The sequence below is a fragment of the Vannielia litorea genome (assembly GCF_019801175.1).
Lineage (GTDB): Bacteria > Pseudomonadota > Alphaproteobacteria > Rhodobacterales > Rhodobacteraceae > Vannielia > Vannielia litorea_B.
Genome location: NZ_JAHVJR010000002.1, coordinates 66618 through 93175 on the forward strand (window position 1 = coordinate 66618; position 26558 = coordinate 93175).

Annotated in this window: 21 protein-coding genes; 6 read left to right on the plus strand and 15 right to left on the minus strand. The window is 65.6% G+C overall.

Going from position 1 to position 26558, the window contains the following annotated elements; all coding sequences use genetic code 11:
* Window positions 1–72: 72 nt before the first annotated feature.
* Window positions 73–822: a transcriptional regulator FnrL gene (gene fnrL / locus KUV38_RS15770; protein WP_222471174.1), complete on the minus strand. Its 750-nt coding sequence runs from the start codon at window positions 820–822 to the stop codon at window positions 73–75.
* A gap of 59 nt (window positions 823–881) precedes the next feature.
* On the opposite strand from fnrL, the gene hemN reads away from it, so the two are divergent.
* Window positions 882–2234 (plus strand): oxygen-independent coproporphyrinogen III oxidase, encoded by a 1353-nt coding sequence (hemN, locus tag KUV38_RS15775; RefSeq protein ID WP_222471175.1) that lies wholly within the window; start codon window positions 882–884, stop codon window positions 2232–2234.
* 6 nt (window positions 2235–2240) lie between these two features.
* Here the strand turns inward: hemN and KUV38_RS15780 are convergent, their stop codons facing one another.
* The 6 genes from KUV38_RS15780 to KUV38_RS15805 all read right to left on the minus strand — a co-directional run bounded on the left by KUV38_RS15780 (window position 2241) and on the right by KUV38_RS15805 (window position 9500).
* Entirely contained in the window at window positions 2241–2867 is a 627-nt protein-coding gene (locus KUV38_RS15780; RefSeq protein ID WP_222471176.1) for an HAD family hydrolase, read from the minus strand.
* Complete coding sequence (locus KUV38_RS15785) at window positions 2864–4468, minus strand: ABC transporter ATP-binding protein (RefSeq protein WP_222471177.1); 1605 nt, start codon at window positions 4466–4468, stop codon at window positions 2864–2866. The genes KUV38_RS15780 and KUV38_RS15785 overlap by 4 nt, the downstream gene beginning before the upstream one ends.
* Entirely contained in the window at window positions 4465–5574 is a 1110-nt protein-coding gene (locus KUV38_RS15790) for an ABC transporter permease (RefSeq protein ID WP_222471629.1), read from the minus strand. The genes KUV38_RS15785 and KUV38_RS15790 overlap by 4 nt, the downstream gene beginning before the upstream one ends.
* Before the next feature lie 8 nt (window positions 5575–5582).
* Complete coding sequence (locus tag KUV38_RS15795) at window positions 5583–6764, minus strand: microcin C ABC transporter permease YejB (RefSeq protein ID WP_222471178.1); 1182 nt, start codon at window positions 6762–6764, stop codon at window positions 5583–5585.
* A gap of 41 nt (window positions 6765–6805) precedes the next feature.
* Window positions 6806–8665 carry an extracellular solute-binding protein gene (locus KUV38_RS15800; protein WP_222471630.1) on the minus strand — a complete coding sequence of 620 codons (1860 nt, stop codon included), beginning with the start codon at window positions 8663–8665 and terminating at the stop codon, window positions 6806–6808.
* 304 nt (window positions 8666–8969) lie between these two features.
* Complete coding sequence (locus KUV38_RS15805) at window positions 8970–9500, minus strand: c-type cytochrome (RefSeq protein WP_222471179.1); 531 nt, start codon at window positions 9498–9500, stop codon at window positions 8970–8972.
* A gap of 131 nt (window positions 9501–9631) precedes the next feature.
* On the opposite strand from KUV38_RS15805, the gene KUV38_RS15810 reads away from it, so the two are divergent.
* Window positions 9632–10462: a prephenate dehydratase gene (locus KUV38_RS15810; protein WP_222471180.1), complete on the plus strand. Its 831-nt coding sequence runs from the start codon at window positions 9632–9634 to the stop codon at window positions 10460–10462.
* A 79-nt stretch (window positions 10463–10541) separates the two neighbouring features.
* Here KUV38_RS15810 and KUV38_RS15815 read toward each other — a convergent pair whose 3' ends face one another.
* The 3 genes from KUV38_RS15815 to KUV38_RS15825 form a co-directional block, all read right to left on the minus strand.
* Entirely contained in the window at window positions 10542–11252 is a 711-nt protein-coding gene (locus tag KUV38_RS15815) for a hypothetical protein (protein WP_222471181.1), read from the minus strand.
* Between the two features lie 169 nt (window positions 11253–11421).
* Window positions 11422–13944, minus strand: coding sequence for an ABC transporter permease (locus tag KUV38_RS15820; RefSeq protein WP_222471182.1), 2523 nt, complete (start codon window positions 13942–13944; stop codon window positions 11422–11424).
* On the minus strand, window positions 13941–14636 hold the full coding sequence (locus tag KUV38_RS15825) for an ABC transporter ATP-binding protein (RefSeq protein WP_222471183.1): 696 nt from the start codon (window positions 14634–14636) through the stop codon (window positions 13941–13943). Before KUV38_RS15825 ends, KUV38_RS15820 begins: the two co-directional genes overlap by 4 nt.
* On the opposite strand from KUV38_RS15825, the gene KUV38_RS15830 reads away from it, so the two are divergent.
* Window positions 14635–15306: an arylesterase gene (locus KUV38_RS15830; protein WP_222471184.1), complete on the plus strand. Its 672-nt coding sequence runs from the start codon at window positions 14635–14637 to the stop codon at window positions 15304–15306. The genes KUV38_RS15825 and KUV38_RS15830 overlap by 2 nt on opposite strands.
* 51 nt (window positions 15307–15357) lie before the next feature.
* Here KUV38_RS15830 and hemC read toward each other — a convergent pair whose 3' ends face one another.
* Window positions 15358–16281: a hydroxymethylbilane synthase gene (hemC, locus tag KUV38_RS15835; protein WP_222471185.1), complete on the minus strand. Its 924-nt coding sequence runs from the start codon at window positions 16279–16281 to the stop codon at window positions 15358–15360.
* A gap of 95 nt (window positions 16282–16376) precedes the next feature.
* Between hemC and hemE the strand changes: the two genes are divergently transcribed.
* From hemE to KUV38_RS15850, 3 genes are all read left to right on the plus strand, one after another.
* Complete coding sequence (gene hemE / locus KUV38_RS15840) at window positions 16377–17411, plus strand: uroporphyrinogen decarboxylase (protein WP_222471186.1); 1035 nt, start codon at window positions 16377–16379, stop codon at window positions 17409–17411.
* Between the two features lie 157 nt (window positions 17412–17568).
* Window positions 17569–18102 (plus strand): PAAR-like domain-containing protein, encoded by a 534-nt coding sequence (locus tag KUV38_RS15845; protein ID WP_222471187.1) that lies wholly within the window; start codon window positions 17569–17571, stop codon window positions 18100–18102.
* Between the two features lie 66 nt (window positions 18103–18168).
* A complete protein-coding gene (locus tag KUV38_RS15850; protein WP_222471188.1) occupies window positions 18169–19788 on the plus strand; it encodes a tryptophan halogenase family protein in 1620 nt (539 codons plus the stop codon).
* Window positions 19789–20096: 308 nt separating this feature from the next.
* On the opposite strand, the gene KUV38_RS15855 is transcribed toward KUV38_RS15850, so the two are convergent.
* The 4 genes from KUV38_RS15855 to leuS form a co-directional block, all read right to left on the minus strand.
* The gene (locus tag KUV38_RS15855; protein ID WP_222471189.1) at window positions 20097–22268 is read right to left on the minus strand and encodes an esterase-like activity of phytase family protein; all 2172 of its coding nucleotides are present in this window, start codon (window positions 22266–22268) and stop codon (window positions 20097–20099) included.
* A gap of 129 nt (window positions 22269–22397) precedes the next feature.
* Window positions 22398–23417 carry a DNA polymerase III subunit delta gene (holA, locus tag KUV38_RS15860; protein WP_222471190.1) on the minus strand — a complete coding sequence of 340 codons (1020 nt, stop codon included), beginning with the start codon at window positions 23415–23417 and terminating at the stop codon, window positions 22398–22400.
* 10 nt (window positions 23418–23427) lie between these two features.
* Window positions 23428–23910 carry an LPS assembly lipoprotein LptE gene (lptE, locus tag KUV38_RS15865; RefSeq protein ID WP_222471191.1) on the minus strand — a complete coding sequence of 161 codons (483 nt, stop codon included), beginning with the start codon at window positions 23908–23910 and terminating at the stop codon, window positions 23428–23430.
* Window positions 23897–26443 (minus strand): leucine--tRNA ligase, encoded by a 2547-nt coding sequence (leuS, locus tag KUV38_RS15870; RefSeq protein ID WP_222471192.1) that lies wholly within the window; start codon window positions 26441–26443, stop codon window positions 23897–23899. The genes lptE and leuS overlap by 14 nt, the downstream gene beginning before the upstream one ends.
* Between the last annotated feature and the right edge of the window lie 115 nt (window positions 26444–26558).

A 26558-nucleotide genomic window follows, 5' to 3' on the forward strand; every position in this document is an offset into this window, starting at 1 on the left:
GGCTTGTGCCCCTTGGTGAGTTGGTTCCCACCGCGCGACTGATCCGAGGGGTGGGAGACCCTACCACCCGGCTCAGGCCATCAACCCGCCGTCCGAATCGTCCCCGGTCTCGGCAAGCAGCGCATCGTAGCTCGGCACCCTTACACGGCGCTTGCCTTCGAGCGCGATGATCCCGTCTTTCTTCAGCGCCGAGACCTGGCGGCTCACGGTTTCAAGCGTCAGGCCAAGATAATCGGCCATCGCTTCGCGGGTGAGCGGCAGATCAAACACCATTTCGTCGCCCACCGGCCCTCCAAGCCCCAGCGAGGCATCCCGCCGCCCGATGATGGAAAGCAGGCTGGCGATCTTTTCCCGAGCCGTCTTCCGGCCGAGGATCAGCATCCACTCCCGCGCCGCATCCAGCTCATCCAGCGTCATCTGCAAGAGCCGCTGGGCAACATGCGGGGTGGTCTCCATCAGGTGCTCAAACGGCTTCCGGCGGAAACAGCACATCGTCAGGTCGGTCACCGCCGTCACATCATAGGCCGCCTGCTCGCGGCCCGGACGGCCAACAAAATCCGACGGCAGCAGCAGGCCGACCATCTGCGTCCGCCCGTCTTCCATCGTCTGGCTGAGCGTGGCCACACCGCTGACGATGGAGCCGACAAAGTCCATGTGATCACCCGACCAGATCAGCGTCTGCCCCGGCTCGAAGCTGCGGTAATACTTGATCTCTTCCAGCCGCGCGAGCTCGTCATCATCACAACGGGCGCACACCGCACGGTGGCGGATCGGGCAGGAGCCGCAGTCGTGTGACGTGAACTGGATGTCGAGGACGGCCATTTTGTACCTGTTGATCTGGGTCAAGGCACCCCGGTGCCTCAGGGCCGTAATCTAGGCCAATGGAAACCACCACACAACTTGCCCGCCACGGCCTCTTTGACGCACGTGTGCCCCGCTACACCAGCTACCCGACCGCCCCGCATTTTGCCGGGGGTGTGGATGGCAACCGCTTCACCGAATGGCTCCGCGCGATCCCCGAGAACGGTCAGATCTCGCTTTATATCCACGTGCCCTTCTGCCGCCGGCTCTGCTGGTTCTGCGCCTGCCGCACGCAGGGCACATCCTCCGCCGAGCCGGTTCGGGCGTATCTCGAGGTGCTCAAAACCGAAATCGCCATGCTTGGCCGTCACCTTGCACCCGGCGTGCGGCTGAGCCGGATGCATTGGGGCGGCGGCACGCCCACCCTGATGGACGCCGGGCAAATGGCCGAACTGGCCGAGGCGGTCGAAACCGTGGTGCCGATGGCACCCGGCGCGGAGTTTTCGGTCGAGATCGACCCGAACGAGATCGACGAAACCCGCCTCGATGCGCTGGCCGCGGCAGGCATGACCCGCGCCTCCATCGGCGTGCAAGACTTCGACCCCGAGATTCAAAAGGTCATCGGCCGCGACCAGAGCTATGAGCTGACCGCCCGCGCGGTCGAGATGATCAGAGCTCGCGGGATCGAGAGCCTGAACGCCGATATCCTCTTCGGCCTGCCGCACCAGTCCGATGAACGCATGGCCAGCTCGGTGCAGAAGCTGCTGTCACTCTCACCCGACCGGGTGGCGCTCTATGGCTACGCCCACGTGCCGTGGATGGCCAAGCGCCAATCGCTCCTGCCGACCGATGCGCTGCCTACGCCGGAACAGCGTTTGGGACTCTTCGAGACAGCCCGGCGCCTGTTCTGCTGGGATGGTTATGACGAGATCGGAATCGACCATTTCGCCCGCCCCGGCGATGGCCTCGCCCGTGCGCTGGCCGAGGGCCGCCTGCGCCGCAATTTTCAGGGTTACACCGACGATACCGCCACCGCGCTAGTCGGCCTCGGGGCCTCGTCGATCTCGCGCTTCCCACAAGGCTACGCGCAAAACGCCTCCGCCACCTCTGCATACATCCGCGATGTGCGCGAGGGCCGCTTCGCCACCGCGCGGGGCCATGTGTTCAGCAAGGAAGACCTCTGGCGTGGCCAGATCATCGAGCAACTGATGTGCGAGTTCCGCTGCGATATCGACCAGATCACCGCCGTAGGGGCACGCCCCGATTGGGTGCGCAGCGTGCTCTCGGGCATCGCCGCCCGCTTCAGCGGGGTGGTCACCCAGTCCTCCACCGGTATCCAGATCCCGCCCGAGGCACGCCCGCTCACACGGGTCATCGCGCGCGCGGCGGATGCCTACGACCTGTCCCGCGCGGGCCACAGCTCGGCAATCTGATCCGCCTCATCTGCGCGGCGAGGCATCTTCTCCCGCGATCACGGCAGCAAGCCGCCCGCGCGTTTCGGGCGTGAAGTGAAAGGCCTGCCAGCCCAGCGCGCGGGCAGCTTGCACATTGGCGAGGGTGTCGTCGACGAAGAGGCACTCTGCCGGTGACACAGAGAGTGCTTCACTCACCGCCTCGAAAAACCCCGCCTCCGGCTTGCCCACGCCCAACTCGCCCGAACAGAACAGCCCATCGACCCACAACATCCAATCGGTCTGCTCACGGATGTAGCGACCACGTCGCGCCTCGTTGTTGGTGGCGATCACCTGCGCCATGCCATCGGCCTTGAGCCGGGCCAACAGCACTTTCATCTCCTCATCCGGGTTGTCGTCGCGCTTGAACCAGTAGTCGATCAGCGCCTCGGCCCCCGGCGCATGGCCCACCACCTCGCACCAGCCACGCACCCGGTCGGCGAGGTCTTCACGCCCCTCGATCACCTCACGAAAGCCTTCTCCGAAGACCGCGCGCTGAAACCCGGCAAGTCTCTGCCCGGTGTCGCGCTCGAAGTTCTCTGCCCAAAGAAACCGCCCGTTCTCAACGCAGCGGTTCAGCACCCCGTCGAAATCCCAAGCGATGGCCCGGATCACGCCTCGCCCGCGCCCGGCAGGTCGAAGGCCGCATCCATGAGCGTGCGGGTGTACTCGGTCTTTGGCGCATCGAAGACCTCTGCCGCAGGCCCGGCCTCCACCACATCGCCCTGACGCATAACCATGACCTTGTGGCTGAGCGCCCGCACAACCCGCAGGTCGTGGCTGATGAAGAGATAGGCCAGCCCGTACTTCTGCTGTAGGTCACGCAGCAAATCAACGATCTGCACCTGCACCGTCATGTCGAGCGCCGAGGTCGGCTCATCGAGCACCACCAGCCGAGGCCGGAGGATCATCGCGCGGGCAATCGCGATCCGCTGCCGCTGCCCGCCCGAAAACTCATGAGGATAGCGGTCCATCACCGAGGGGTCGAGCCCGACCTCGGTGAGCATCTGGGCCACCAGCTCGCGCGGGTTCTGGCCCTTTTCCACGCCATGCACCCCCAGCCCCTCGGCCACGATCTGCGCCACCGTCAGGCGCGGGCTGAGGCTGCCGAAGGGGTCTTGGAACACGATCTGCATATGCCGCCGCAGCTCGCGCATCTGGCGGGTCTTCCAGCCCTGAATATTGTCGCCAAGGTAATAGATCGGCCCGTCCGACCGGATCAGCCGCATGATCGCCAGCGCCAGCGTTGTCTTGCCCGAGCCACTCTCGCCCACGATCCCGACGGTCTCGCCCGCGCGCACAGAAAGGCTGGCGGCGTTCACCGCCTTCACATGGCCCACGGTGCGCTTGAGCAACCCAGCCTGGATCGGGAACCAGATGCGCAGGTCTTCGGTGCGCACGATCTCATCCGCCCCGGCAGCAATCGCCGGTGGCCCGCCCTGCGGCGCGGCGCCGAGCAGCTTCTTGGTGTAGTCGTGCTTCGGGCTGCCGAAGATCTCCTGCGTCGGCCCGGCCTCGACGATCTCGCCGTCCTTCATGACGCAGACCCGATCGGCAATCGCCTGCACGATCCCGAGGTCATGGGTAATGAACAGCAGGCTCATCTGCCGCTTCTGCTTCAGCTCAGCCAGCAGGTCGAGGATCTGGGCCTGAATGGTCACGTCGAGCGCGGTGGTCGGCTCGTCGGCGATCAGCAGGTCGGGGTTGTTGGCCAGCGCCATGGCGATCATCACCCGCTGCCGCTGCCCGCCCGAAAGCTGGTGCGGATAGGCGCCAAGGCGGCTTTCCGGGTCGTGAATGCCCACGTCTTCCAGCAGCTCCACAATCCGACCGCGCGCCTCGCTGCGCTTGATGCCCTGGTGCAGCTCGAGGCTCTCGGCCAGCTGCTTTTCCAGCGTGTGGAGCGGGTTGAGCGAGGTCATCGGCTCCTGAAAGATGAAGGAGATGTCGTTGCCGCGCACCTCCATCAGCTTCTGCTCGTCCGCGCCCACCATCTGCTGGCCCCTGTAGCGCACTGATCCCTGTACCCGGGCGCTGTCGCCCAAGAGGCTCACAGTTGAAAGCGCGGTCACCGACTTGCCAGAGCCGCTCTCACCCACCAGCGCCACCGTCTCGCCCTTGCCGACGGTAAAGCTCACGCCTTTCACGGCATGGGTCGTCTCGCCATCCTGCCGGAACGAAACCTTCAGCCCCTCGACCTCAAGCACCGCGCTCACGAGAACACCTTCCGCGGGTCGAAGGCATCGCGCACGCCTTCGAACACGAAGACCAGAAGCGAGAGCATGATGGCGAAGGTAAAGAAGGCGGTGAAGGCGAGCCAGGGAGCTTGCAGGTTCTGCTTGGCTTGCAGAGTCAGCTCCCCGAGCGATGGTGCCGAGGAGGGCAGGCCGTAGCCGAGGAAGTCGAGCGTGGCGAGCCCGCCGATGGTGCCGGTGATGATGAAGGGCATGAGCGTCAGCGTCGCGACCATTGCATTGGGCAGGATGTGGCGGAACATGATCTTGCTGTCGGAAACCCCCAGCGCCTTGGCCGCGCGGACATATTCGAAGTTGCGCGCGCGGAGGAACTCGGCGCGAACCACGCCCGTGAGGGCTGGCCAGCCGAAGAGTACTGTGAGGAAGACCAGCAGCCAGAAACTTCGGCCGAAGATCGCGAACATGATGATGATAACGTAGAGCCCCGGTATCCCGCCCCAGATTTCAAGCATCCGCTGAAAGAACAGGTCGACCCAACCGCCGAAATAGCCCATCGCAGCCCCCGCCGCGATGCCGATGACCGAGGCCACGACCGTGACGATGAGGGTGAATAACACCGAAAGGCGGAAGCCGTAGATCACCCGCGCCAGCACATCACGGCTGCCGTCATCGGTGCCGAGCCAGTGGTTGCGGTCGGGCGCCGAGGGGGCCGCGCCGACGATATCGTCGTTCGGCGTGTTGAACGAATAGGGGATCGGCGGCCAGAGCGCCCAGCCTTGCTCGATTTGCTCCCCGTCCACCACGCCATCCGCCGCGTCTTCATACACCGCCTCTGGATCGTCGAAGCAGGCGTCCAGCCCGCCGGAGCGGATCAGGCAGCGCACCTCGATGTCGCGATACTTGGCTTCTGTCCGGAAATCGCCGCCAAAGTCCTGCTCGGAGTAGAAGGTGCGGATCGGCATGTAATACTCGCCGCGATACTGCACGAGGATCGGTTTGTCGTTGGCAAGGAACTCGGCAAAGAGGCTGAGGCCAAAGAGCAGGCTAAACAGGATCAGCGACCAGAAGGCGCGGCGGTTCTTCTTGAAGTTCCGCCAGCGGCGCTTGCCGAGCGGTCCGAGTTTGATCAAAGCCATCAGCCCGCCCTCCGCTCAAAGTCAATCCGCGGGTCGACGAAGACATACATCAGATCGCTCAGGATATTCACCAGCAGGCCAATGAGGCCGAAGACGAAAAGCGTGCCGAAGACCACCGGATAATCCCGGTCGACCACACTCTCGAAGCCAAGCCGCCCGAGCCCGTCGAGCGAGAAGAGCCACTCGATCACGAGGGACGAGCCGAAGAACACGCCGAGGAATGCGCCGGGGAAGCCTGCGATCACGATCAGCATCGCATTGCGGAAGACATGGCCATAAAGCACCTTGCTCTCGCTCAGCCCCTTGGCGCGCGCGGTGATGACATACTGCTTCTTGATCTCGTCAAGGAAGCTGTTCTTGGTCAGCAGGGTCAGCGAGGCGAAGCCCGCGATGGAGCTTGCCAGCACCGGCAGGAAGATGTGCCAGAGGTAATCCAGCGCCTTGCCCCAGAGACTGAGATCTTCCCAGATCGCCGAAGGCGAGGTGAGGCCGCGCAGCGGGAAGATCTTCCAGTACGACCCACCGGCGAAGAGCACCAGCAGCAGAATCGCAAAGATGAAGCCGGGGATCGCATAGGCCGCCACGATCACGCCGGATGACCATGTGTCGAACCGGGAGCCGTCGCGCACAGCCTTGCGGATGCCCAGCGGGATCGAGATGAGATAGGCGATAAGCGTCGACCAAAGGCCAAGGGTGATCGAGACGGGCATCTTCTCGATCACGAGGCTCACGACAGACTTCGACTTGAAGTAGCTCTCACCGAAATCGAAGGTCACATACTGGCCCATCATGATGAAGAACCGCTCGGCAATGCCGATGTCTTCCTTGGTGCAGGCCTCTGCACTCAGGTCGCGATGGGTGATCTCCTCGCCGTTGCGCGGCTCGTAACCCTCTTCGCAGACCACACGCGCAAAGCCCATCTGCACCTCGAGCTGGGCCAGAAACTCGGGCGAAAGGCCACGAGCGCCCTGATAGCGCTCATCAACGCTTTCACTCTGCTGCTGTCCGGCATCGGCGCCGCCCGTCACGTTGTCACCCGCGCCCTCGCCCTGCTCGACCCGCGCGATCACGGCCTCGATCGGGCCGCCGGGGACGAATTGGGTGAGGACGAAGTTCACCAGCATGATCCCGAACAGCGTCGGGATGATGAGCAGGAGCCGCCTGAGGATATATGCGCTCATCTAGAGCCTTTTCGCCTGTCTTATCGTTCTTGTCGCGCTGCTCAAAACGCGCCGGCCGCCTTCAGTTCTTCGGCCTTTTCGGCGTTATACCACCAGAAATCGAGGTTGCCGAGGGCATAGGGCGGCAGCGGGTCGGGATGCTCGTAGATATCGTAGTAGGCCACGGTATCGGCCGCCTTGTGCCACTGACCGGTGCGGAACTTCAACGCCCGCAGCACCCGGTCGAGCGCCGAGATCGCCACGCGCAGCTCGTCTTCATCGGTGGCCGCCTTCACGCTCTCGATCAGGGAGTCCACGGCGGGGTTGTTGAGCCCCATCTTGTTGAAGGTCGAGGTATCGGCGGTTTCGCCGCCGAAATACTGCTTCAGCCCGTCGCCGGGGATGTAGCCGGTTTGCAGGAAGCCGGTCACGATATCGAAGTCGAAGCCCGGCGGGCGCTCGCGCTCGGTGGCGGAGGCATTATCGACCCGCTGGTGCACCGCGTCGATCCCGGCGGCCCGCAGGTTCTCGACGAAGGGGTTGATCACCCGGTCAAAGGTCTGGCTGTCGTTCAGGAACTCGATGCGCAGGGTCTTGCCATCTTTCACCCGCAGGCCCTGGTTGTTGAACTCGCTCCAGCCCGCCTCGTCCAGCAGGCGGTTGGCCTTGCGCAGGTTGCGCCGGTCGGTCGCGCTACCGGCATCCGACACCGGCTCCATGAACGGCTCTTCGGTGAAGACCTCTTCAGGGATATCGGCGCGCAGCGGCTCAAGCAGCGCCAGCTCCGCCTCGCTGGGCATACCCGTGGCAGCAAGGTCGGTGTTCTCCCAGAAGGAGCTGACCCGGGCGTAGATGCCGTAAAAGAGCTTTTCGTTCGACCATTCGAAATTGAACATCAGCCCGATGGCCTCACGCACCCGAGCATCTTGCAGCTGCGGGCGGCGGAGGTTGTAGATGAAGCTCTGGCCCGGTGCGATGCGCCCGTGCTCCAGCTCACGCTTCACCACCCAGCCGTTGTTCACCGCCGGAAAATCGTAGCCCGTGGCCCAGTCCTTGGAGCTGGCCTCGTTGCGGAACAGGTATGTGCCGCCCTTGAAGCCCTCCAGCGCCACCGCATAGTCGGCAAAATACTCGACCCGCAGCGCATCAAAGTTGTTGCGGCCCACGTTGATCGGCAATTCATCGCCCCAATAGTCGGGGTTTCGGGTCACCACCACCGTCTTGCCCATCTCGCTGCGCGAGAGGTCGACCACATAGGGGCCGGAGCCGAGCCACGGGGTGTTCTGCGGCTCTTCGAGGTCCATCTTTTCGGCCTCGTATTGCGCCTTGGAAAAGATCGCGAGGCCGCCGACCATCTGGATCAGGTCGCGCTTTTCCTTCTCTGGAACAAAGTCAAAGCGGATGTGCCGGGGGTCGATCACCTCGGCGCTCTGAACTGAGGCAGACAGGATCTCGCGATAGCTCGGGAGGCCCTTCTCGCGGAAGAGCTCATAGGAGAACAGAACGTCCTCCGCCGTCAGCGGCGAGCCGTCCGAAAACGTGATGCCTTCGCGCAGGGTGAAGATTACCCAAGAGCGGTCTTCCGGGTATTCGAGGCTTTCGGCCAGCAGCCCGTAGTCCGCGCCGATCTCGTCGGAGGTGCCCACCAGCAGGCTCTCATGCGGAGCGCTGGCCAGCGCGCCGGAACGGCCATTGATGGTGTAGGGGTTCCAGTTGTCGAACCCGCCGAAGGTCCAAACGGACATCTCGCCACCCTTGGGCGCCTCGGGGTTCACATACTCCAGATGCTCGAAATCGGCCGCATACTTCAGCTCGCCGCCGGGGAAGGTGGTGATCCCGTGGCGCGTGATCGTCTCCTGCGCCAGAGCGGGCAGCGCGGCCAGAACCATCGCCAGCGCGAGCCCGGCACCCCAAGCCAGCATCTCTCGCCCTTTGGCCCGCTGGGCGGTGGCGGCAATGGCCTTGGCGGAGGCTCTGGCAGGGGCGGCGTTGGGCGGCGTGTCTGTCTGGCGCAAGTCGGGCTCCTCTCGGATCAGGCTGGGCAGGGCACCCGCGCGGGCACCATTACAGCAAAGCATCGTTAATTTTAGCTAAATGCCCCCGGTCCCGGCTTGCAAGTTGAAACCTCGTGAGCACGTCGCGAGGCCTGCGGCAAACCGGCACCTGCCCATGAAAAAGGCCGCCCCGGTTGCCCGGCGGCGGCCTCTGAATGCTTGGCGGTTTCGCTTACTGCGCGGACTGCAGGTAGGCGATCACGTCGGCGCGGTCCTCGATCTTGCGGAGGCCGGCAAAGCTCATCTTGGTGCCGTTCATGTAGCCCTTGGGGTTGGCGAGAAACTCGCTCAGCGCCTCGGGGGTCCACTCGCCACCATGCGATGCCATCGCGTCGGAGTAGCCAAAGCCGGCAACGCTGCCGATGGCGCGGTTCACGACGCCGTTCAGGTGCGGGCCGGTTCCATCGGTGCCGTCGAGCTTGTGGCAGGCCTTGCACTTGCCAAAGACCTTCTCGCCGGAGGCCGCATCAGCCGATGCGAAAACTTCTTCGAAGGCGGGGCCGGTATCTTCCTCGGCCTCGGCACCTTCACCGCTGTCGGCAACCTCGATGGCATAGCCCATCGCGTGCTCTTCGCCCTCTTCGCCGTGGCCACCGGCATCCATCGCATAGAGCGATTCACCGGCCCAGTTGATGAGCAGATAGATCAGCAGCGCGCCGCAAAACCAGCCAAATGCCTTGACCATCGTCATTGTGTCGAACATGTCGCATCCTGTCCGTGGTGTGGGTCTCGGCGCCTTCTACGCGCTTCCCACCCCGCGCTGCAAGCCGTATCAGGCGCGACCAAACGCCCGAGGGGGCAAAAATTGTGTGAAGTGTCAGGGGAGAGGCGGCAATGGCAGGCCGGATCGCATTTCAGGGAGAACTGGGGGCCTACTCGCACCAGGCTTGCGCCGAGGCGCGCCCGGATATGGAGGCCATCCCCTGCCGCAGCTTCGAGGATGTGATCGAGGCCGTGCGCTCCGGCGCCGCCGATCAGGCGATGCTGCCGGTGGAGAATTCCACCTATGGCCGGGTCGCCGACATCCACCGCCTGCTGCCCGAAAGCGGGCTGCACATCGTCGACGAGGCCTTCGTGCGGGTGCATATCTCGCTGATGGCCCTGCCGGGAGTGACTCTGGAGGAGGTGAAGAAGGTGCGCGCCCACCTCGTGCTTCTGCCGCAATGCGCCAGCTTCCTCTCCGCCAACGGGATTGCCGGTGAGGCCGCCGCCGACAGCGCAGGCGCGGCGGCGGAGCTTCAGGCCTCCGGCGCGCGCGACGAGGGCGTTCTGGCCTCCGACCTCGCCGCCGAGATCTACGGCCTCAACCTGCTGGCCCGCCACATCGAGGACCATGCCCACAATACCACGCGCTTCCTGATCATGGCGCCCGAGGCCCAGCCTGCCCGCCGCGCCGATGACATGATGACCACCTTCGTCTTCCGCGTCCGCAACATCCCCGCCGCGCTCTACAAGGCGATGGGCGGCTTTGCGACGAACGGGGTGAACATGACCAAGCTGGAGAGCTACATGGTCGGCGGCAGCTTCACCGCGACGCAATTTTACTCTGATATCGAGGGCCACCCCGACGACCCGAACGTGCAGCTTGCGATGGAAGAGCTCGATCACTTCACCGAAGAGGTGAAGATCCTCGGCGTCTACCCTGCCGACCAGCGCCGCCACTGAGCGGACCCCAGCCAGCACACCAACAAAAAACGCCGCCGGAAAGCCCGGCGGCGTCTGTCTTTGCGATCTGACGAAGAGGTCAGTTCGTCAGGATGTAGTAGCTGTTGCGGATCCGGCCCTGGTTGCGGACGCCGATGAAGAAGTAGCCATCCCAGCGCGGGGTCCAGGAGCAGTAGAGCTTGTCGGAGTAGCTGCGGTCGAGGCAGATCACGTTGCCGCCTTCGTCGGTCACCACGAGGTCGAGGTTGGCGTCGCCGTCACCGACAATGGCCAGTTCGGCCAGGCGGCCACCGTAGAACGGCACCTTGAACACGTCGGTCTTGCCGGCAGGCAGGCGCGACAGGGTGCGGGAAGCACCGCCGATGCGGCCACGGGAGCCCTCGGCCTTGATGTCGGCGATCATGCTCTTGAGCGCCTCGTCTTCACCGGCCAGTTCTTCGGCTTCGGCCAGCATCATCTCGGGGGTCACCGGCGCATCCACGCCTTCACCCTCTTCGGTGCCCTCGAAGCCCTCGATGTCGGAGGTCTCCTTTTCGCGCTCCACGTCCTCGGCCTCGACCGACATGGCGATCTTGGCGGCGGTGGCGATGGCCAGCGCATCCTTGTTGGCCGAGCCGTAGGCGTAAAGGTCCTGCGCCATGGCCATCTGCGCAACGGCGCCAGCCTCGCCCTCGCCCGCGCCATCGGCCGCGTTGGGGCCTTCCTGATCCTGTGCCCAGGCGGAGCTGCCGAGGGCAACCACGGCCGTGGTCGCAAGCACGGCGCTGAGGGTTTTGAATTTCGTCATCATTACTCTTCGTCCTTCCCTTCACATGGGCGGCCCCGCCGAACTGACGGCAGCCGAAATGATGCACAGACACTGGCAAATGCCGCGGCGTAAGGGAAGGTGGTATTTGGTGACAAATGCCGTTAGGCCTGTAATTCCAGACCCTTAGAGCAATCGCTCATGTCTTATGACATCACTCCGCGCTGCGCAGCACACGTGCAGGTGGCATCGACAGTGGACGCAGGGCAAAGCCCAGCCCGGCGATGAGGGTGGCGAGCACCCCGCCCGAGACGATGAGCACCGCAGAGACCGGCTCAAAGCTGTAGTCGCCCTCCATCACGAAGGTCGTCACACCCCAGCCCGCGAGCCCTCCGGCGACGATGGCGACGACGCCTGCGGCCAAGCCCAAGAGCGCCGCGCGCAGTACCAGATAGGCCAGCACCCGCCCGCGCACCGCACCCAGCGTTTTCAGCACCGCCGCCTCGAACTCCCGCGCGGGCTGGCCCGCCGCCGCCGCGCCGATCAGCACCACGCCGCCGGTGACCAGCGAGGCCAGCGCGCCATAGGTGATGGCCGCCGCGATGCCCTCCAGCAGCCCGGCCACCCGGCTGATCGCCTCGCGCACGCCGATGCCGGTGACGTTGGGCCATGTCTGCGACACGTCCCGCAGGATCGCCGGCTCGGCCTCTGCCTCGGCATAAACCGTGGCGATGTGGCTGTGTGGCGCGCCCTGCAGGGCAGCGGCGTTGAAGGTCATCACGAAGTTGATCCCCATGGTCGAAAAATCGACCTCGCGGAAGCTGGCGATGGTGGCGGTGATCTCGCGGCCAAGCACGTTCACCGTGATCTCATCGCCGATCTTCAGCCCGATCTCGGCGGCCTCCTCGGCAGCAAAGCTCATCAGCGGCGGGCCGGAATAATCCTCCGGCCACCATTCCCCTTCCGAAACCGTCACCCGCTCCGGCTGCTCGGCGGCATAGGTCAGGCCACGGTCGCCGCGCACGACCCAATGGTCCGGCGCAACCTCGGTCGCCGGGCGGTCGTTGATGCGGGTGATCACGCCGCGCAGCATGGGCGCGGTGTCGATCTTGGTGACCGCCGCATCGCCGTTGAGCCGGGCGAGCAACGGGTCGATCTGGTCGGGCTGGATGTCGATGAAAAAGAAGGAGGGCGCGACATCGGGCAGGTCGCCCTCGATCGCCGCCCGCATGTTGGAGCTGACCTGCCCCACCGCCGCCAGCACCGAAAGGCCAAGCCCGAGCGAGAGCACTACGGCGGAGGCCTCCTGCCCCGGCCCGCCGACCGAGCCGAGCGCAAGCCGCAGCGCCGGAATGCCCCGGACCCAGCGCGCGCGGGAGAGGCGGCGAGCGAGTTTGCGAATGGCCCATGCCGCTGCGAGGAGGAGGACGAGGGCAAAGCAGACGCCGAGCGCGGCCCAGATCGTCAACTCCCAGAGGCCCGAGAAATAGGCCGCCACGCCAACGAGGAGCGTCGCCAGCGCGGCGGTGAGCAGCATCACGCTCCAGCGCGGCAGGTGGCGGCGCGTGTCGCTGAGGGCGCGGAACAGTTGCGCCGGGCGGATCTCTTCGGCGCGGGAGACCGGCCAGAGGGTGAAGATCAGCGCTGTGAGCGCACCGTATAGCGCGGCCTCCGCCAGCGGGCCGGGATAGACGGTGAACTCGGTCGGCAGCGGCAACCGCGCCTCCAGCACCGGGGCCAAGGCCAGCACGGCGGCGGCGCCAAGCGCGAGGCCAATGACGATGCCCAGCGCCGAGAGCACCCCGATCTGGATCAGATAGGCCCAAAGGATCGTGCGCCGTGTAGCGCCAAGGGTCTTGAGCGTGGCGATCACCGGCGTCTTGCGCTCCAGATAGGCCCGAACGGCTGCGCTGACCCCCACGCCGCCCACGGCCAAACCGGCAAGGCCGACCAGCACGAGGAAGGCGCTGATCCGGTCGACGAAGCGGTTGAGGCCGGGCGCGCCATTGCGACTGTCGCGCCACCGCGCGCCGCTGTCGGAGAACTGCGCCAGTGCGTCCTCCCGCATCGCCTCAAGGTCGGTGCTGGGCGGTAGGGCGAGCCGGTAGTTGGTTTCAAAGAGCGTGCCGGGGGCAAGCAGCCCCGAGCCTTCAAGATCGGCGCGATACAGCAGCGTGCGCGGCCCGAGCGAAAAGCCCGAGCCGGCGGCATCCGGCTCCAGCGTCAGCGCGGCGGCGAGGTGGTAGCTTGCCGTGCCCAACTCGAAGGTATCGCCCACCTCAAGCTCCAGCTGCGCCATAAGCGAGCGGTCCATCACCGCGCCGGGCAAGCCGTTTGCCCCGGCCAGCGCCTCATCCAGCGGCATGGCCGGCTCGAGCCGAACCTCGCCATAGAGCGGGTAGATATCATCCACCCCCTTCACCTGGGTTAACGCGGTGTTCTCCCCCGCGCGCGCCATTGAACGGAAATCGACGATCTCCGAAACACGGGTCGCGCGCTCGGCCATCCAGGCCTGCTCCGCCTCGCCCGCCGCGCGGTAGGTGAAACGCAACTCGGCATCACCGCCCAGCATGGTCGCGCCCTCACGCATCAACCCGCCAGACAGGCTCTCGCGCACGAGGCCAACAGCGGCAATGGCGGCAACGCCCAACGCAAGGCAGGCAAGGAAAACTTTGAAGCCACGCAGGCCTCCACGAAGCTCGCGCCGGGCGATCCGGGCCGACTGGGCAAGGCTCATTCGGCGGCCTCGGCCTGCTGCTCCGGAGAAATCACGCCATCGGCGAGCCGCACCACCCGCCCGCAGCGGGCCGCAAGGGTACGGGAGTGGGTGACGAGCACCAGCGTCGCGCCGTGTTTCTCGGAGAGGTCAAAGAGCAGGTCAGTCACCGCATCGCCCGTGGCCGCATCGAGGTTGCCGGTGGGCTCGTCGGCCAGCAGGATATCGGGGCGCGGGGCGATGGCGCGGGCCAGTGCCACCCGCTGCTGCTCACCGCCCGACATCTGGCTGGGATAGTGATGCGCCCGGTCGCCCAGCCCGACTGCCGCCAGCTCGGCCTCGGCACGCTCGTAAGCATCGGTCACTCCCGCCAATTCAAGCGGCGTGGCCACGTTTTCCAGCGCCGTCATCGTGCCGATAAGGTGGAAGGACTGGAACACCACCCCCATATGCTTGAGGCGGAAGCGGGCCAATGCGTCCTCCCCCATTGCCGTCAGATCGTGCCCGAGCGCGGTGACGGAACCGGAGGTCGCAGTATCAAGCCCGCCCATGAGCATGAGGAGAGAGCTTTTGCCAGAGCCAGACGGCCCGATCAGCCCCAGCGTTTCGCCCTTTGCGACATCGAGGCTTATTCCCTTGAGGATGTTGACCTTTCCGGCATTGCCGTCGAGCGTGAAGGTGACATCGTTCAGGGACAGGATCGGATCGGTCATGCGGGCGCCTTTTGTTTCATTCCGATATGGGGCCAGGTTGCTGGCGCTCAAGGTTTTAACGACATTCTTTCTGGTTTCCGTCGCCTCGGCCCAGCCTGTTGTGGTCGCCGCCTTGGGAGACAGCCTGACAGCGGGTTACGGCCTGCCGCAGGAGGAGGGCTTCGTTCCGGTGATGGAAGACTGGTTGCAGGCGCAGGGCGCGGAGGTGGAACTGCGAAACGCCGGCGTGAGCGGAGACACCACGGCGGGCGGGCTCAGCCGGGTGGACTGGACGCTCACCGATGATGTGGATGCGCTCATCGTGGAGCTGGGCGGCAATGATCTGCTGCGCGGCATCGACCCGGCGGTAAGCCGCGGGAATCTCGACGGTATTCTGAAGGCGGCTGATGCGCGTGACCTGCCGATCCTGCTGGTGGGGATGACCGCGACCGGCAATTACGGGCCCGATTACAAGGCCGCCTTCGATGCGATGTATCCCGAACTGGCAGAGCAATACGGCGCCCTGCTCTACCCCAACTTCTTCGCTGCCCTGACCGCGCTGGAAGACCAGGCGGCGGCGCGGCGGGAGCATATGCAGGGGGACGGCATTCACCCCTCGGCCAGCGGGGTGCGGCTTGTGGTCGAAGACATGGGGCCGCGGGTTTTGGAGCTGCTGGAACGGGTCAACTAGAAGAATTTTAAAGAAAATTCTTCAGGCCGAAAAATCTTCGCGAAGGTTTTTCTACTTCCAGTCGAAGAAATCATCCGTGGTCTGCGCGAGCAACTCTTCGGCAAGGCTCGCCCCCATTTCGGCGGCATCCTCGGCCAGGCCGGTGCGGGAGCCGGTGAGCACTTCGGACCCATCGGTGCGCAGGATTTCTCCCCGCAACGTCAGGGTATTGCCGTCCAGCGTGGCAAGCCCAGCAATCGGGGTTTCGCAGGAGCCATCCAGCCCGGCCAGAAGGGCGCGTTCGGCGGCAACGCGGGTGTGGGTCTCGACGTGGCGGAGGGGCGCGAGCAGCCTGTCGGCCTCGGCATCATCCGCCCGGCGCTCGATGCCGATCACCCCCTGCGCGATGGCCGGAAGCATATCCTCCGGCGCGACCGCCTGGCAGGAAATGTGTTGCGCGTTCAGCCGGTTGAGGCCCGCCTGGGCGAGAAAGGTCGCCTCGGCCACGCCATCGGCGAGCTTGCGCATCCGGGTCTGCACGTTGCCGCGAAACTCCACCACCTGCACATCGGGCCGTTTGGCAAGAAGCTGCGCCTTACGGCGCAGCGAGGAGGTGCCCACCACGGCGCCCTGCGGCAGGGCCGAGAATGGCTTGCCGTCCAGCGTGACAAAGGCATCGCGCGGGTCTTCACGCTCAAGAAAGCAATCCAGCACAAGACCTTGCGGCTGTTCGACGGGCATATCCTTGGAGGAATGCACGGCAATGTCGATCTCGCCCGAAAGCATCGCCTCCTCGATCTCCTTGGTGAACAGCCCCTTGCCGCCGATCTCCCGCAGCGCGCGGTTTTGGACCCGGTCGCCGGTGGTGGAAATGATCACGATTTCAAAGGCTTCATCCGGAAGCCCGTGGGCCGCCATAAGCCGCGCGCGGGTTTCATGGGCCTGAGCGAGGGCCAGCGGGCTGCCGCGGGTGCCGATCTTGAGCGTCTTGGTCATGCTCGCGGGATAGCGCCCACGCCCAGACGTGACAATGCGACACTTGACACTCGGCCCCCGGAAGGCGACCCATGCGGCGACCGAGGAGGCGCAAGATGGCCGAAAACAAGAGCATTCTCAAAGCCTTGGCAGGCGAGACCCAACCCACCCCGCCGATCTGGATGATGCGGCAGGCGGGCCGCTACCTGCCGGAATACAAGGCCACCCGCGCCGAGGCGGGCGATTTCCTGTCGCTCTGTTACAACTCCGATCTGGCCACCGAGGTCACGCTGCAACCGATCCGGCGCTACGGCTTTGACGCGGCCATCCTCTTTGCCGATATCCTTCTGATCCCGCAGGCGCTGGGACAGAAACTTTGGTTCGTCACCGGCGAAGGCCCGCGGCTGGAACCGATTGGACTGCGAAAAGATTACGAAGCCCTGAAGAACGGGGACGAGGTGCATGAACACCTTGCGCCGATCTACCGGACGGTGGGCAACCTGAGTGGCCAACTGCCTGAAGAGACTACGCTTATCGGCTTCGCGGGCGCCCCTTGGACGGTGGCGACCTACATGATCGCGGGCCGCGGCACGCCCGATCAGGGGCCGGCGCATGACCTGAAAACCAAGGATGTGGCGCTGTTCAACGCGATTATCGAGCGGGTGACCTGGGCCACGATCGAATACCTCAACCGCCAGATCGAGGCCGGGGCCGAGGTGGTGAAGATCTTCGACAGTTGGGCGGGCAGCCTGACCGGCGATGACTTTGACAACTACAGCGTTGATCCGATTAAGAAAATCATCGCAGGCGTGAAGGCCAAACATCCCGACACCCCGATCATCGCCTTCCCCCGCGGGGCGAAGGAGCGCTACATCGGCTTTCACAAGGCCACCGGCGCGGATTGCGTGGCGCTGGATGACGGGGTGACGCCCGAATGGGCCGCGGAGCATGTGCAGCCGGACGGTTGCGTGCAGGGGAATCTCAAATCTTCCCATATGGTTACGGGCGGTCAGGCGCTGGTCGACGAGACCCGCCGGATCGTGGAGGCTTTCAGCCACGGGCCCCATATTTTCAACCTCGGGCATGGCATCACCCCCGATGCAGACCCGGAAAATGTGCAGCTGATGATCGACACCGTCCGCGGCGGTTAACGGCGCCGGAGCCGCGATACAGGCCCCATGCACATCCGATGCACAAGTGATGCACATTCCATGCATATCGCAGGCGCAGCATTTTCGCTGCGCCGCAGCGTGTTAACGGCCCGATTCGGTGGCATAGTGATTGCTTCATTTTAGCGGAGTGATTTCGATGCCGGACGAAGAGGAAGAAGAGGAGCTGCAAATGAGCAGCTCGAACCTTGATGACGCCGCCAAGGGAAAGACCGATACCATCATCATAACCTCCGGCAAGCAGGGCGGCCGCAAGGTGAAGGGCCATGACCTGCCCGGCGCGCTGATGCAGGCCGGGGTGAAGAAGGACTGGCAAGGCACCCTGCTCATCGCCTTCCCCGATGTGTGCAAGACCCCCGCACCGGGCGGGCCGGTGCCGATCCCCTACCCCAACCTTGCCGCTGGCGGGCCGAAGCAGGGCAAGAAGGTGAAGGTGGAGCAGTCGCTGCGTCAGGCGGGCTACAAGGGCATCCGGGTGCAGACGATGGGCGATGCGGCGGGCACGGCCAAGGGGCTCGTCGGGGCCAAGGCATTTTCGCACGGCTTCACACCGTTCTCCTTCGACGTGAAGGCCGAGGGCAAAGGCGCGATGCGGCTGATCGGCCACGAGGTGACCCATGCGATCCAGCAGAGCAGCCACGTGCCGCACGGAAGCCCCGGCAAGGCCAAGTGACGGCAGGCTTGAGCCGCAGCCCACCGCTGATTAGCATCTGACGCAGGGTAAACGGGGGATGCGCGCATGGGGCAACCGATCCGCGAGGTGACGATCGTTGGCGGGGGCACCGCCGGATGGATGACGGCGCTTTTGCTGCAATCCATGCTGAAGGGCGGCGAGAACGGGGTGCGGATCACCCTGATCGAAAGCCCCAACATCCCCACGGTCGGCGTGGGCGAGGCCACGGTGCCCGGCATGCCCCGGACCCTGCGCCAAGGCGGGATCGACGAGCGCGCCTTCTTCCGGACCTGCAACGCCAGCTTCAAGCTCGGGGTCGTCTTTGGCCATTGGAACGAGGATGCCGAGGGCAAGCGGGTCGATTACATCAACCCCTTCGCCCATCCGCCCGCGATCGACGGGGTTTCGGCGGCGGAATATGCCCTGCAATTCGGCACCGGGGGCCTCGACTTCGTACAAACCTTCTCGCCCTCGGTGGATCTTGCCGCCGCCGCCAAGGGGCCGCGCGGGCCGGGCGAGATGCCGGGGCCGCCGGTGGGCTTTGCCTACCACCTCGACGCGGGCAAATTCGCCGGGATGCTGAAGGAGCATTGCGTGGCGCGCGGGGTGCGGCATGTGCTGGACGATCTGGTGGAGGTAGAGCTGGACGAGTGCGGCTACGTGGCGGCGCTGATGCTGGAGCGCGGCGGGCGGCATCCTGTTGAACTGGTGATCGACTGCACCGGCTTTCGCGGCCTCATCATCAACCAGGCGCTCGGGGAGCCCTTCGAGAGTTACGGCAAGTATCTGGCCAACGACCGGGCGATGGCGGTGCAGGTGCCGCACCGGGAGCCGGAGCGGCTGGATTCGGTGACGAAGAGCACCGCTTTGGGCGCGGGCTGGGCGTGGCGCGTGCCGCTCTTCAACCGCATCGGCACGGGCTACGTGTTTTCTTCCGCGCACCGGACGGATGAGGAGGCGCGGGAGGAGTTTCTGGCGCATCTGGGGCCGGATGGCGAGGGCGCCGAGCCTCGGGTGATCCCGATGCGGGTGGGGCGCAACCGGAACGCATGGGTGAAGAACTGCGTGGCCGTGGGCCTCTCGGGCGGGTTCATCGAGCCGTTGGAATCGACCGCGATCCATATGATCGACACCGCCGTACGCTGGCTGGTGCAATACTTCCCCGACACCGATTATGCCGAGCCGCTGCGAGGGCGGTTCAACCACCTCGTGGACGAGCTTTACAACGAGGTGCGCGACTTCATCTGCCTGCATTACGCGCTCGGCAACCGGACGGACGACCAATACTGGATCGACGCGCGGGAGGAGCTGGAGGTGCCCGACACGCTCGCGGAGAACCTCGAGCTTTGGCAATACGGGCTGCCGGCGCATAACGACATCCGCTTCGTCTCGCTGTTCAGCCCGATGACCTATCAGGCGGTGCTGCTGGGCAAGCGGGTTTACGAGACGGGGTTCGGGAAGGGCAAGTTCTCGACCGGGCGCACGCTCGATCCGGCGAAATGGGAAGCCTTCGTGAAACGCGCCCGCGCCGGGATCGGGGCGCAGGTGCAGGCGGCGGCAGGGCACCGGGCGCTGCTGCGGGCGATCCGCGGCGAGGCGGGCGCCGTGGCCGAGAACGGGCTGTTGCCGGGGCTTGGCGGCGGGGCCGGGGCTGCGAAGGTTGGCGGCGAGGCGGCGATCTTGTGAGGGGTGGCGGGCGAATTGCCCACGCTGCTTGGGCGGCGGGGTTGAGCGATGCCCCTGCCCGATGCGCGCCGTAAGGCGCCGGGCAGCGCCGTCCCGCCCCCCGGGGCGGCGCTTCGGTGAGGTTGGGCGCGACATCAAAGGGAAGATGACGGTTGCACCATAAAGTGGCATGCACAGCTGTTGCTTGCGCCACCCCGCGGGACGGCGATGCCCGGCTTGAGGTTGGTGCAAGGCCTCCACAAGCAACAAAAAACCCCGAAGCGGCGGACCGCTTCGGGGCGCTTTGCTGAAAAGGTCTTCGAGGGAAATCAGTAGCCGGTGCCGAGTTGGCCGACGGTGAAGAACATCGTCTCGCCGGAGTGGTCATCTACGCCGTCATTGTCGGTGCTCACCCATGCGGTGCCATCGGAGAAGATCGCCAGCCCCTCGACCTTGTCGAGCACGTAGCCGCCGCCTGCCTTGAGGTCGGGCAGCAGGTCGCGCACGTCTTCCTTGCTCACCATCGGCAGGTCGCCACCGAGCGGGGCGGGCTGCATCTGGCTGAGGGAGACGCGGGTGATCTTCTTGGTCACGGCGCGGTCGTCGTGCTGGTTGTCACGCTCCACGAGGTAGACGTGATCGCCGTGGGCGGTGATTTCCGACAGGCCGACCCAGCCGGTGGCGGGCTCTTCCTTGGTGTAGCGCACTGCGCCCCACGCGCCGCTCTCGGGGGTGTAGGCCACCAGCTTCACGGTGTTCTTGGGATCGTCGGCCCATTCACGCTGCACGGCCATCCAGAGCGTGCCATCGACCAGCGTGATGCCCTCGAAGCCGAAGCGCTTTTCAACCGCCATCAGCTCGGCGGGCAGGCCCACCTCTTCCTCGATCTCGCCTTGCGCGTTCACGTGGTAGAGCGCATGAGGGATCACCCGGTCGGTCCGGCCCTCGGAGGCGAGCCAGAAACCGCCCTCGCCATCAAGGGTGATACCTTCGAGGTCGAGCTTTTGCGCGGGGTAGCCGGCGCGGGTGATGTCAATGGCCTCCACGATCCGGGCAGGCTTGCTGCTCACGTCGATCTTGAAGATGCGCGGCTGGTAACCATAGAAGCTGTCGGACACCGCCCAGACGGTGCTGTCTCCCTCGGCCACCATGCCCGAGATCGCGCCCCAGCCGGTGAGTTCGGCCATGCCTTCGGAGGTCAGCTGCGGGTAGCTCGCCTCGCCCTCGGCATACTCATAGAGCATCACGTGGGCGCGTGCGCCGCCGTCCTCGATCAGGTCGGTCTCGTTGGCCGAGACCAGCAGGTTGCGGGAGGGGATGGTCACGTAGCCCTCCGGCCCGATGCCCGAGGGCAGGAGCTGGGTGAGCACGGGGTTGGCCGGGTCGGTCGCGTCATAGACGCCGACGACGGAACCGCGCTCGGAGCCGACGAAGATCATCGGGGTGCCGCCAAACTCGGCAAAGGTCACGGACTCCGGCTCGACGCCTTTGGCATCGGAGCGCTTGTCGGGGTAGTGGCCGATCTTGATGAGTTCGTGCTCAAAGCTGGTGCCGCTCTCGTAGACCACTTCGCCGGTCTTGCTGAAGATCGTCCAGCCACGCGAGCCGCCTTCATAGTCGCCCTCGTTGGCGGTGGCGAAGTGCTGATCGTCGATCCACTTCACCGCGTCGGGCTCGCGCTTGCGGCCCTTCTGGCTCTCGGTGAAGAGCAGCGCGCCGCGCTCGTCGGTGGCGTCGATGCCATCGAGATCCACCGCACCGGCGGAGAAATGGGCGGTGACGGTGTTGTCGGCGCCGATGACGGCGATGTGGTTGTTCTCCTGCATCGTCACGACGATCTCGCCCAGCGCGTTGATGTCGACAAACTCCGGCTCCGGGTCATCGCCCGCCACATCGGCGAGGCCGATCAGCGCGATTTGCTGGAGGCTGTCGCAATCAAGGGTGCCATCCGCGAGGGCGATCTTGACCACGAAACCGGCGGGCATTTGCGGGATGACGCCATCGTTCAGGTCTTCGTCGCGCTCATTCTCGATGGCCACGGCGATGAAGCTGCCATCGGGCGCCTTGGCGACCGAGTCGGGCTGGCCGCCGAGGTCGCAGCTGGCCAGCTCTTCGCCCGAGGTCACGTCAATCGCGGCGAGGCGGCCGGAGGGGGCCACGTAGCTCTCGGAGGTGTTGATCCCGGTGAAGGCGGTGGTGCCGATCACGGCCACCGAGGTTGGCTCGCCATTCAACTCGATATTGCCCAGAGGCTTGGGCGCGGCGGGATCGGTGATGTCGACCCGGCCCAGCACGCCGAGCGGGCTGTCGGTGTAAACCAGCGTCATGCCATCGGCGGTCACGTCGATGATCTCGGGCGAGCTTTCGCGGGCGGTGTCTTCGCCTTCGGCCATGTTCTTGATGACCGGGAAGGAGGCGATGCGGTTGAAGACCATCTCGGCCTGAGCGGCGCCGGTTGCGGCGGCCAGCGCGAGCGCCGAGGTCAGAAGCGTGCGGTGCATGGGAGTCCCCTTGGTTTTTGTTGTGGGGGACATTTGGGCCGAAGCGGTGACGCCCGCGTAACAGAGCCATGTCAGTTGCATGACAAGACGGGTGGAGGGGCGGCGACGCGGGCTTTCGGTGACTGGCCCCTAGCGGGGCATCATCGCGAGGCGGATCATCGCCCGCTCCACCTGCGCCATCTGCGGGGCGGTCTGCCCGGCGGAGCGCAGGGCGAGGTCGGTATCGAGCAGTAGCGCAAGCGCCCGCTCCAGCCGGTCGAGGCCCCAGGCCTGCGCCTGACGGATCATTCTGTCACGCCGCGGGCCAAAGACCGGCGGGCGCAGGCTGCCGATGCCCTGCGCCGGGCCGCCGGGGTGGGCAGCGGCGGCGTGGAGGGTGCGAAAATGCATGCCCGCCATGATGCAGAGCGTGGTCGGGTTCACACCCTGCCCTTCCAGCCGGGCCATCAGCGGGCCGATCTGGTGACGCCGGGCCTCGGCGGCGGCGTTTAGCAACTCATCCACCCCGGCCTCTGTGGTGGCGGGGGCCAGCAGATCGACCTCGGCCTCCGACAGCGGGGTGGAATCGCCGATCTTGTAGAGCGCCAGCTTCTCGATGAACTGCCGCAGATCGCCCGGGTCGATATGCGAGGCCAGCGCCACCAGCGCCTCCATCGCGGAATGCTCGACGTCGGCGAGGCCGGCGGCGGTGAGCCTGTCCTTGATCTCGCCTGCGCTCGGCGGGTCGTCGTAAATGGCAACGAAGCGGGCGCGCGGGTCTTTCTCGAAGAGTTTCCGCAGTTTGCTGGAGGCCTTGAGGCTGCCGGCGGTGGCCACCACCATGCCGTCGCCCTCCTGCCACTCGGTGAGCGCGGTGGCAAAGAGGTCCGTCAGCCCGTCGGTCGCGCCCTCGACATGGACGGCGCGCGGGCCGGGAAAGAAGCTCGCGCCCCGGATCGCATCGAGCAGCGCCGCCGGGTCGCCGCGCAGATCGGCGCCGGAAAGGCGGGAGAGGCGCATCTCCTCCTCGCCGCTCGGGCCGACGAGGGCCTTCAGCAGGTCTTGCCGTTTCAGCGCGACCCGCATTGCATCGGCGCCCGAAATCAAGATGCCCGGCCCCGGCGTGGGCTTTGCAAAGAAGGCGTTGGCGTCGCGGGTCGAGAGCTTCATGGCCCGGCGATCACGGCAAGAAGGTTTCGGCGGTGGCCAGCAGGTGAGTGACGGCCTGATCGGCGAGAATCACCATCAGCCGCGCCTCGGCATCGCGCGAGGCGGTGGAGGTGGCGACGGTGGTGCCGGTGGCCGAATAGCTGGTGAAGCTGTTGGTCCGCCCGGTGGAGAGCACGGCGCCGGTGGTGGTGTCGGTCACCTGATAGGTCACCTCGCCAACGATATTGTAGCGCTGGGTTTCCTGATCGGCGGTGATCGCCAGCCCCTCTCGGCGGGTGTCGATGGTATAGTCGAGCCGCATCGGCCCGGCGGCGGTGCGGCCGAGCCGGTTTTCGACGCGGGAGACGAAATCAAACTCGTTCTCGGTGGTCGGCTCTGCGATCTCGACCTGACCATGCAGCGTGTCACCCGGCCCGCCGGGGCCGTAGAGCGGCGCGAAGCCGCAGGAGGCGAGCAGGGCGTACCCGCCGATGAGGGCGCTACGCCACCACATTCACGATCCGTCCCGGCACCACGATCACCTTCTTCGGGGCCGCACCATCGAGGGCCCGCTGCACAGCTTCTTCGGCCAGCGCCAGCTTTTCAACCTCTGCCTTGTCCATGTCCTTCGGCACGCTGATCTCCGCCCGGCGCTTGCCGTTCACCTGAATCGGCAGGGTGACGGTATCTTCAACCAGCAGGGCCGGGTCGGCCTTGGGCCAAGCGGCCTCGGTAATGAGGCCTTCGCGGCCCAGCATGTGCCAGAGTTCCTCGGCCAGATGCGGGGTCATGGGGGCCATCAGCTGGGCCATGGTCGCCATCGCCTCTTTCTTGGCCGCGCCGCCCGCCTTGGATTTGGAGAGCGTGTTGGTGAAGGCATAGAGCTTGGCGATGGAGGTGTTGAAGGCAAAGCTCTCCACCCCTTCGGTCACATCGGCGATGGTGCGGTGCAGGGCCTTTTGCAGGGCGGCGTCTTCATCGTTGGCCGGGGAATCGCTGGCGGCGATCTCGTCGGCCATGCGCCAGACCCGCGCGAGGTGGCGGTTGGCCGCCTCTGCGCCGGAGGCTGTCCATTCCACGTCACGCTCGGGCGGGCTGTCGGACAGCACGAACCAGCGGGCGGTGTCAGCGCCGTAGCCCTCGATGATGTTCAGCGGGTCGACGACGTTGTTCTTGGATTTCGACATCTTGGCGGAGGGGATCACCTCGACCGCCGTGCCATCCTTCAGCGCAGCGCCATTCTCGCCCACCACCACATCCTCGGGGTAGTGGTAGACCGGACGGCCATTGGCATCCTTCGTCTGGTAGATCGCGTGGGTCACCATGCCTTGGGTGAACAGCGCGTTAAACGGCTCCTTGCTCTTCTCCGGCAGGTGGCCGGTGGCATGCATCGCGCGGGCGAAGAAGCGGGAGTAGAGCAGGTGCAGGATAGCGTGCTCGATGCCGCCGACATATTGGTCGACGTTCATCCAGTAGTCGGCATCCTCGCGCACCGTGGGCGTTTCGGCGCGGGGCGCGGTGAAGCGGGCGAAATACCACGACGAATCGACGAAGGTATCCATCGTGTCGGTCTCGCGCTTTGCAGGCGCGCCGCAAGACGGGCAGGCGCAGTCGCGCCACGTGGGGTGACGGTCCAGCGGGTTGCCCGGCGTGTCGAAGGACACGTCATAGGGCAGCTCGATGGGCAGGTTCTCTTTCTTCTCCGGCACCACGCCGCATTTTTCGCAATGCACCACGGGAATCGGGCAACCCCAGTAGCGCTGCCGGCTCAGCCCCCAGTCGCGCAGGCGAAACTTGGTGACACCCTCGCCCCAACCGGCGGCCTCGGCAAAGGCGATGGTCGCGTCGATCGCCTCCTGCCCAGTGGCCTCATCCAGCCCAGCGAAGTGGTTGACCCACTTCACCTTCTGCTCTTTCGTCGGGGTGAAGGCCTCGGCCTGCACCGGCTGCGGATCGTCCAGTGCAAAGAAGGTGTCGACCACCGGCAGGTCGTATTTGCGGCAGAAGTCGAGGTCGCGCTGGTCGTGCGCCGGGCAGCCGAAGATCGCGCCGGTGCCGTAGTCCATCAGGATGAAGTTGGCGATCCAGACCGGCAGCTCCCAAGACGGGTCCAGCGGGTGGCGCACCTTCAGCCCGGTGTCGAAGCCCTTTTTCTCGGCCGTCTCCAGCTCTTCCGCCATGGTGCCGCCCTTGGCGCATTCGGCGCGGAAGGCGGCAACCTCCGGGTTGCTTTCGGCCAGTTCCTTGGCCAGCGGGTGATCAGGCGAGATGCCGACAAAGCTCGCGCCCATCAGCGTGTCGGGGCGGGTGGTATATACTGTCACTGGCTCGCCGCCTTCGAGGCGCTCGAAGCTGAACTGCAAGCCGCGCGATTTGCCGATCCAGTTGGACTGCATCAAGCGCACCTTTTCGGGCCAGTCCTCCAGCCCGTCCAGCGCCTCCAGCAGCTCTTCCGACATGTCGGAGATCTTGAAGAACCATTGCGTCAGCTCGCGGCGCTCGACCTCGGCGCCCGAGCGCCAGCCCTTGCCGTCGATCACCTGCTCGTTGGCGAGCACGGTCATATCGACCGGGTCCCAGTTGACGGTGGCATTGCGGCGGGTGACGAAGCCGGCCTCCAGCATATCGAGGAAGAGCGCCTGCTGCTGGCCGTAATATTCCACGTCGCAGGTGGCGAACATGCGGGACCAGTCCAGCGAGAGACCCAGCGGCTTCATCTGGGCGACCATGTCGTCGATGTTGCCGTAAGTCCAATCCTTCGGGTGGCCGCCGGTGGCCATCGCGGCATTCTCGGCGGGCATCCCGAAGGCGTCGAAGCCCATCGGGTGCAGCACGTTGAAACCCTGCGCGCGCTTGTAACGGGCGACCACATCGCCCAGCGAGTAGTTGCGGACGTGGCCCATGTGGATGCGCCCCGAGGGATAGGGGAACATCTCGAGCACGTAATACTTGGGGCGGCTCTCGTCGCGCTCCGCCTTGAAGGTCTCGGCGTCATCCCACGCCTTCTGCCAGCGGGGTTCGATCTCGGACGGGGTGAAACGGGTCATGGCGGTCCTGCGGGTCGTGCAATTGGTCCCGGCGTGTTTACGGCGGGCGCGGCGCAGGGTCCAGCGGGTTGGAAGATGCGATGGGTCGCCGCCCACGCTGCGGGCTGGCCGGACC

Excerpts from the sequence above, each read along its gene's own strand:
- fnrL (WP_222471174.1), bottom strand. The coding sequence starts at position 822 with ATGGCCGTCCTCGACATCCAGTTCACGTCACACGACTGCGGCTCCTGC.
- hemN (WP_222471175.1), top strand. The coding sequence starts at position 882 with ATGGAAACCACCACACAACTTGCCCGCCACGGCCTCTTTGACGCACGT.
- KUV38_RS15795 (WP_222471178.1), bottom strand. The coding sequence starts at position 6,764 with ATGAGCGCATATATCCTCAGGCGGCTCCTGCTCATCATCCCGACGCTG.
- KUV38_RS15800 (WP_222471630.1), bottom strand. The coding sequence starts at position 8,665 with ATGCTGGCTTGGGGTGCCGGGCTCGCGCTGGCGATGGTTCTGGCCGCG.
- KUV38_RS15805 (WP_222471179.1), bottom strand. The coding sequence starts at position 9,500 with ATGTTCGACACAATGACGATGGTCAAGGCATTTGGCTGGTTTTGCGGC.
- KUV38_RS15810 (WP_222471180.1), top strand. The coding sequence starts at position 9,632 with ATGGCAGGCCGGATCGCATTTCAGGGAGAACTGGGGGCCTACTCGCAC.
- KUV38_RS15815 (WP_222471181.1), bottom strand. The coding sequence starts at position 11,252 with ATGATGACGAAATTCAAAACCCTCAGCGCCGTGCTTGCGACCACGGCC.
- KUV38_RS15820 (WP_222471182.1), bottom strand. The coding sequence starts at position 13,944 with ATGAGCCTTGCCCAGTCGGCCCGGATCGCCCGGCGCGAGCTTCGTGGA.
- KUV38_RS15830 (WP_222471184.1), top strand. The coding sequence starts at position 14,635 with ATGCGGGCGCCTTTTGTTTCATTCCGATATGGGGCCAGGTTGCTGGCG.
- KUV38_RS15825 (WP_222471183.1), bottom strand. The coding sequence starts at position 14,636 with ATGACCGATCCGATCCTGTCCCTGAACGATGTCACCTTCACGCTCGAC.
- hemC (WP_222471185.1), bottom strand. The coding sequence starts at position 16,281 with ATGACCAAGACGCTCAAGATCGGCACCCGCGGCAGCCCGCTGGCCCTC.
- hemE (WP_222471186.1), top strand. The coding sequence starts at position 16,377 with ATGGCCGAAAACAAGAGCATTCTCAAAGCCTTGGCAGGCGAGACCCAA.
- KUV38_RS15845 (WP_222471187.1), top strand. The coding sequence starts at position 17,569 with ATGCCGGACGAAGAGGAAGAAGAGGAGCTGCAAATGAGCAGCTCGAAC.
- KUV38_RS15850 (WP_222471188.1), top strand. The coding sequence starts at position 18,169 with ATGGGGCAACCGATCCGCGAGGTGACGATCGTTGGCGGGGGCACCGCC.
- KUV38_RS15855 (WP_222471189.1), bottom strand. The coding sequence starts at position 22,268 with ATGCACCGCACGCTTCTGACCTCGGCGCTCGCGCTGGCCGCCGCAACC.
- holA (WP_222471190.1), bottom strand. The coding sequence starts at position 23,417 with ATGAAGCTCTCGACCCGCGACGCCAACGCCTTCTTTGCAAAGCCCACG.
- lptE (WP_222471191.1), bottom strand. The coding sequence starts at position 23,910 with ATGTGGTGGCGTAGCGCCCTCATCGGCGGGTACGCCCTGCTCGCCTCC.
- leuS (WP_222471192.1), bottom strand. The coding sequence starts at position 26,443 with ATGACCCGTTTCACCCCGTCCGAGATCGAACCCCGCTGGCAGAAGGCG.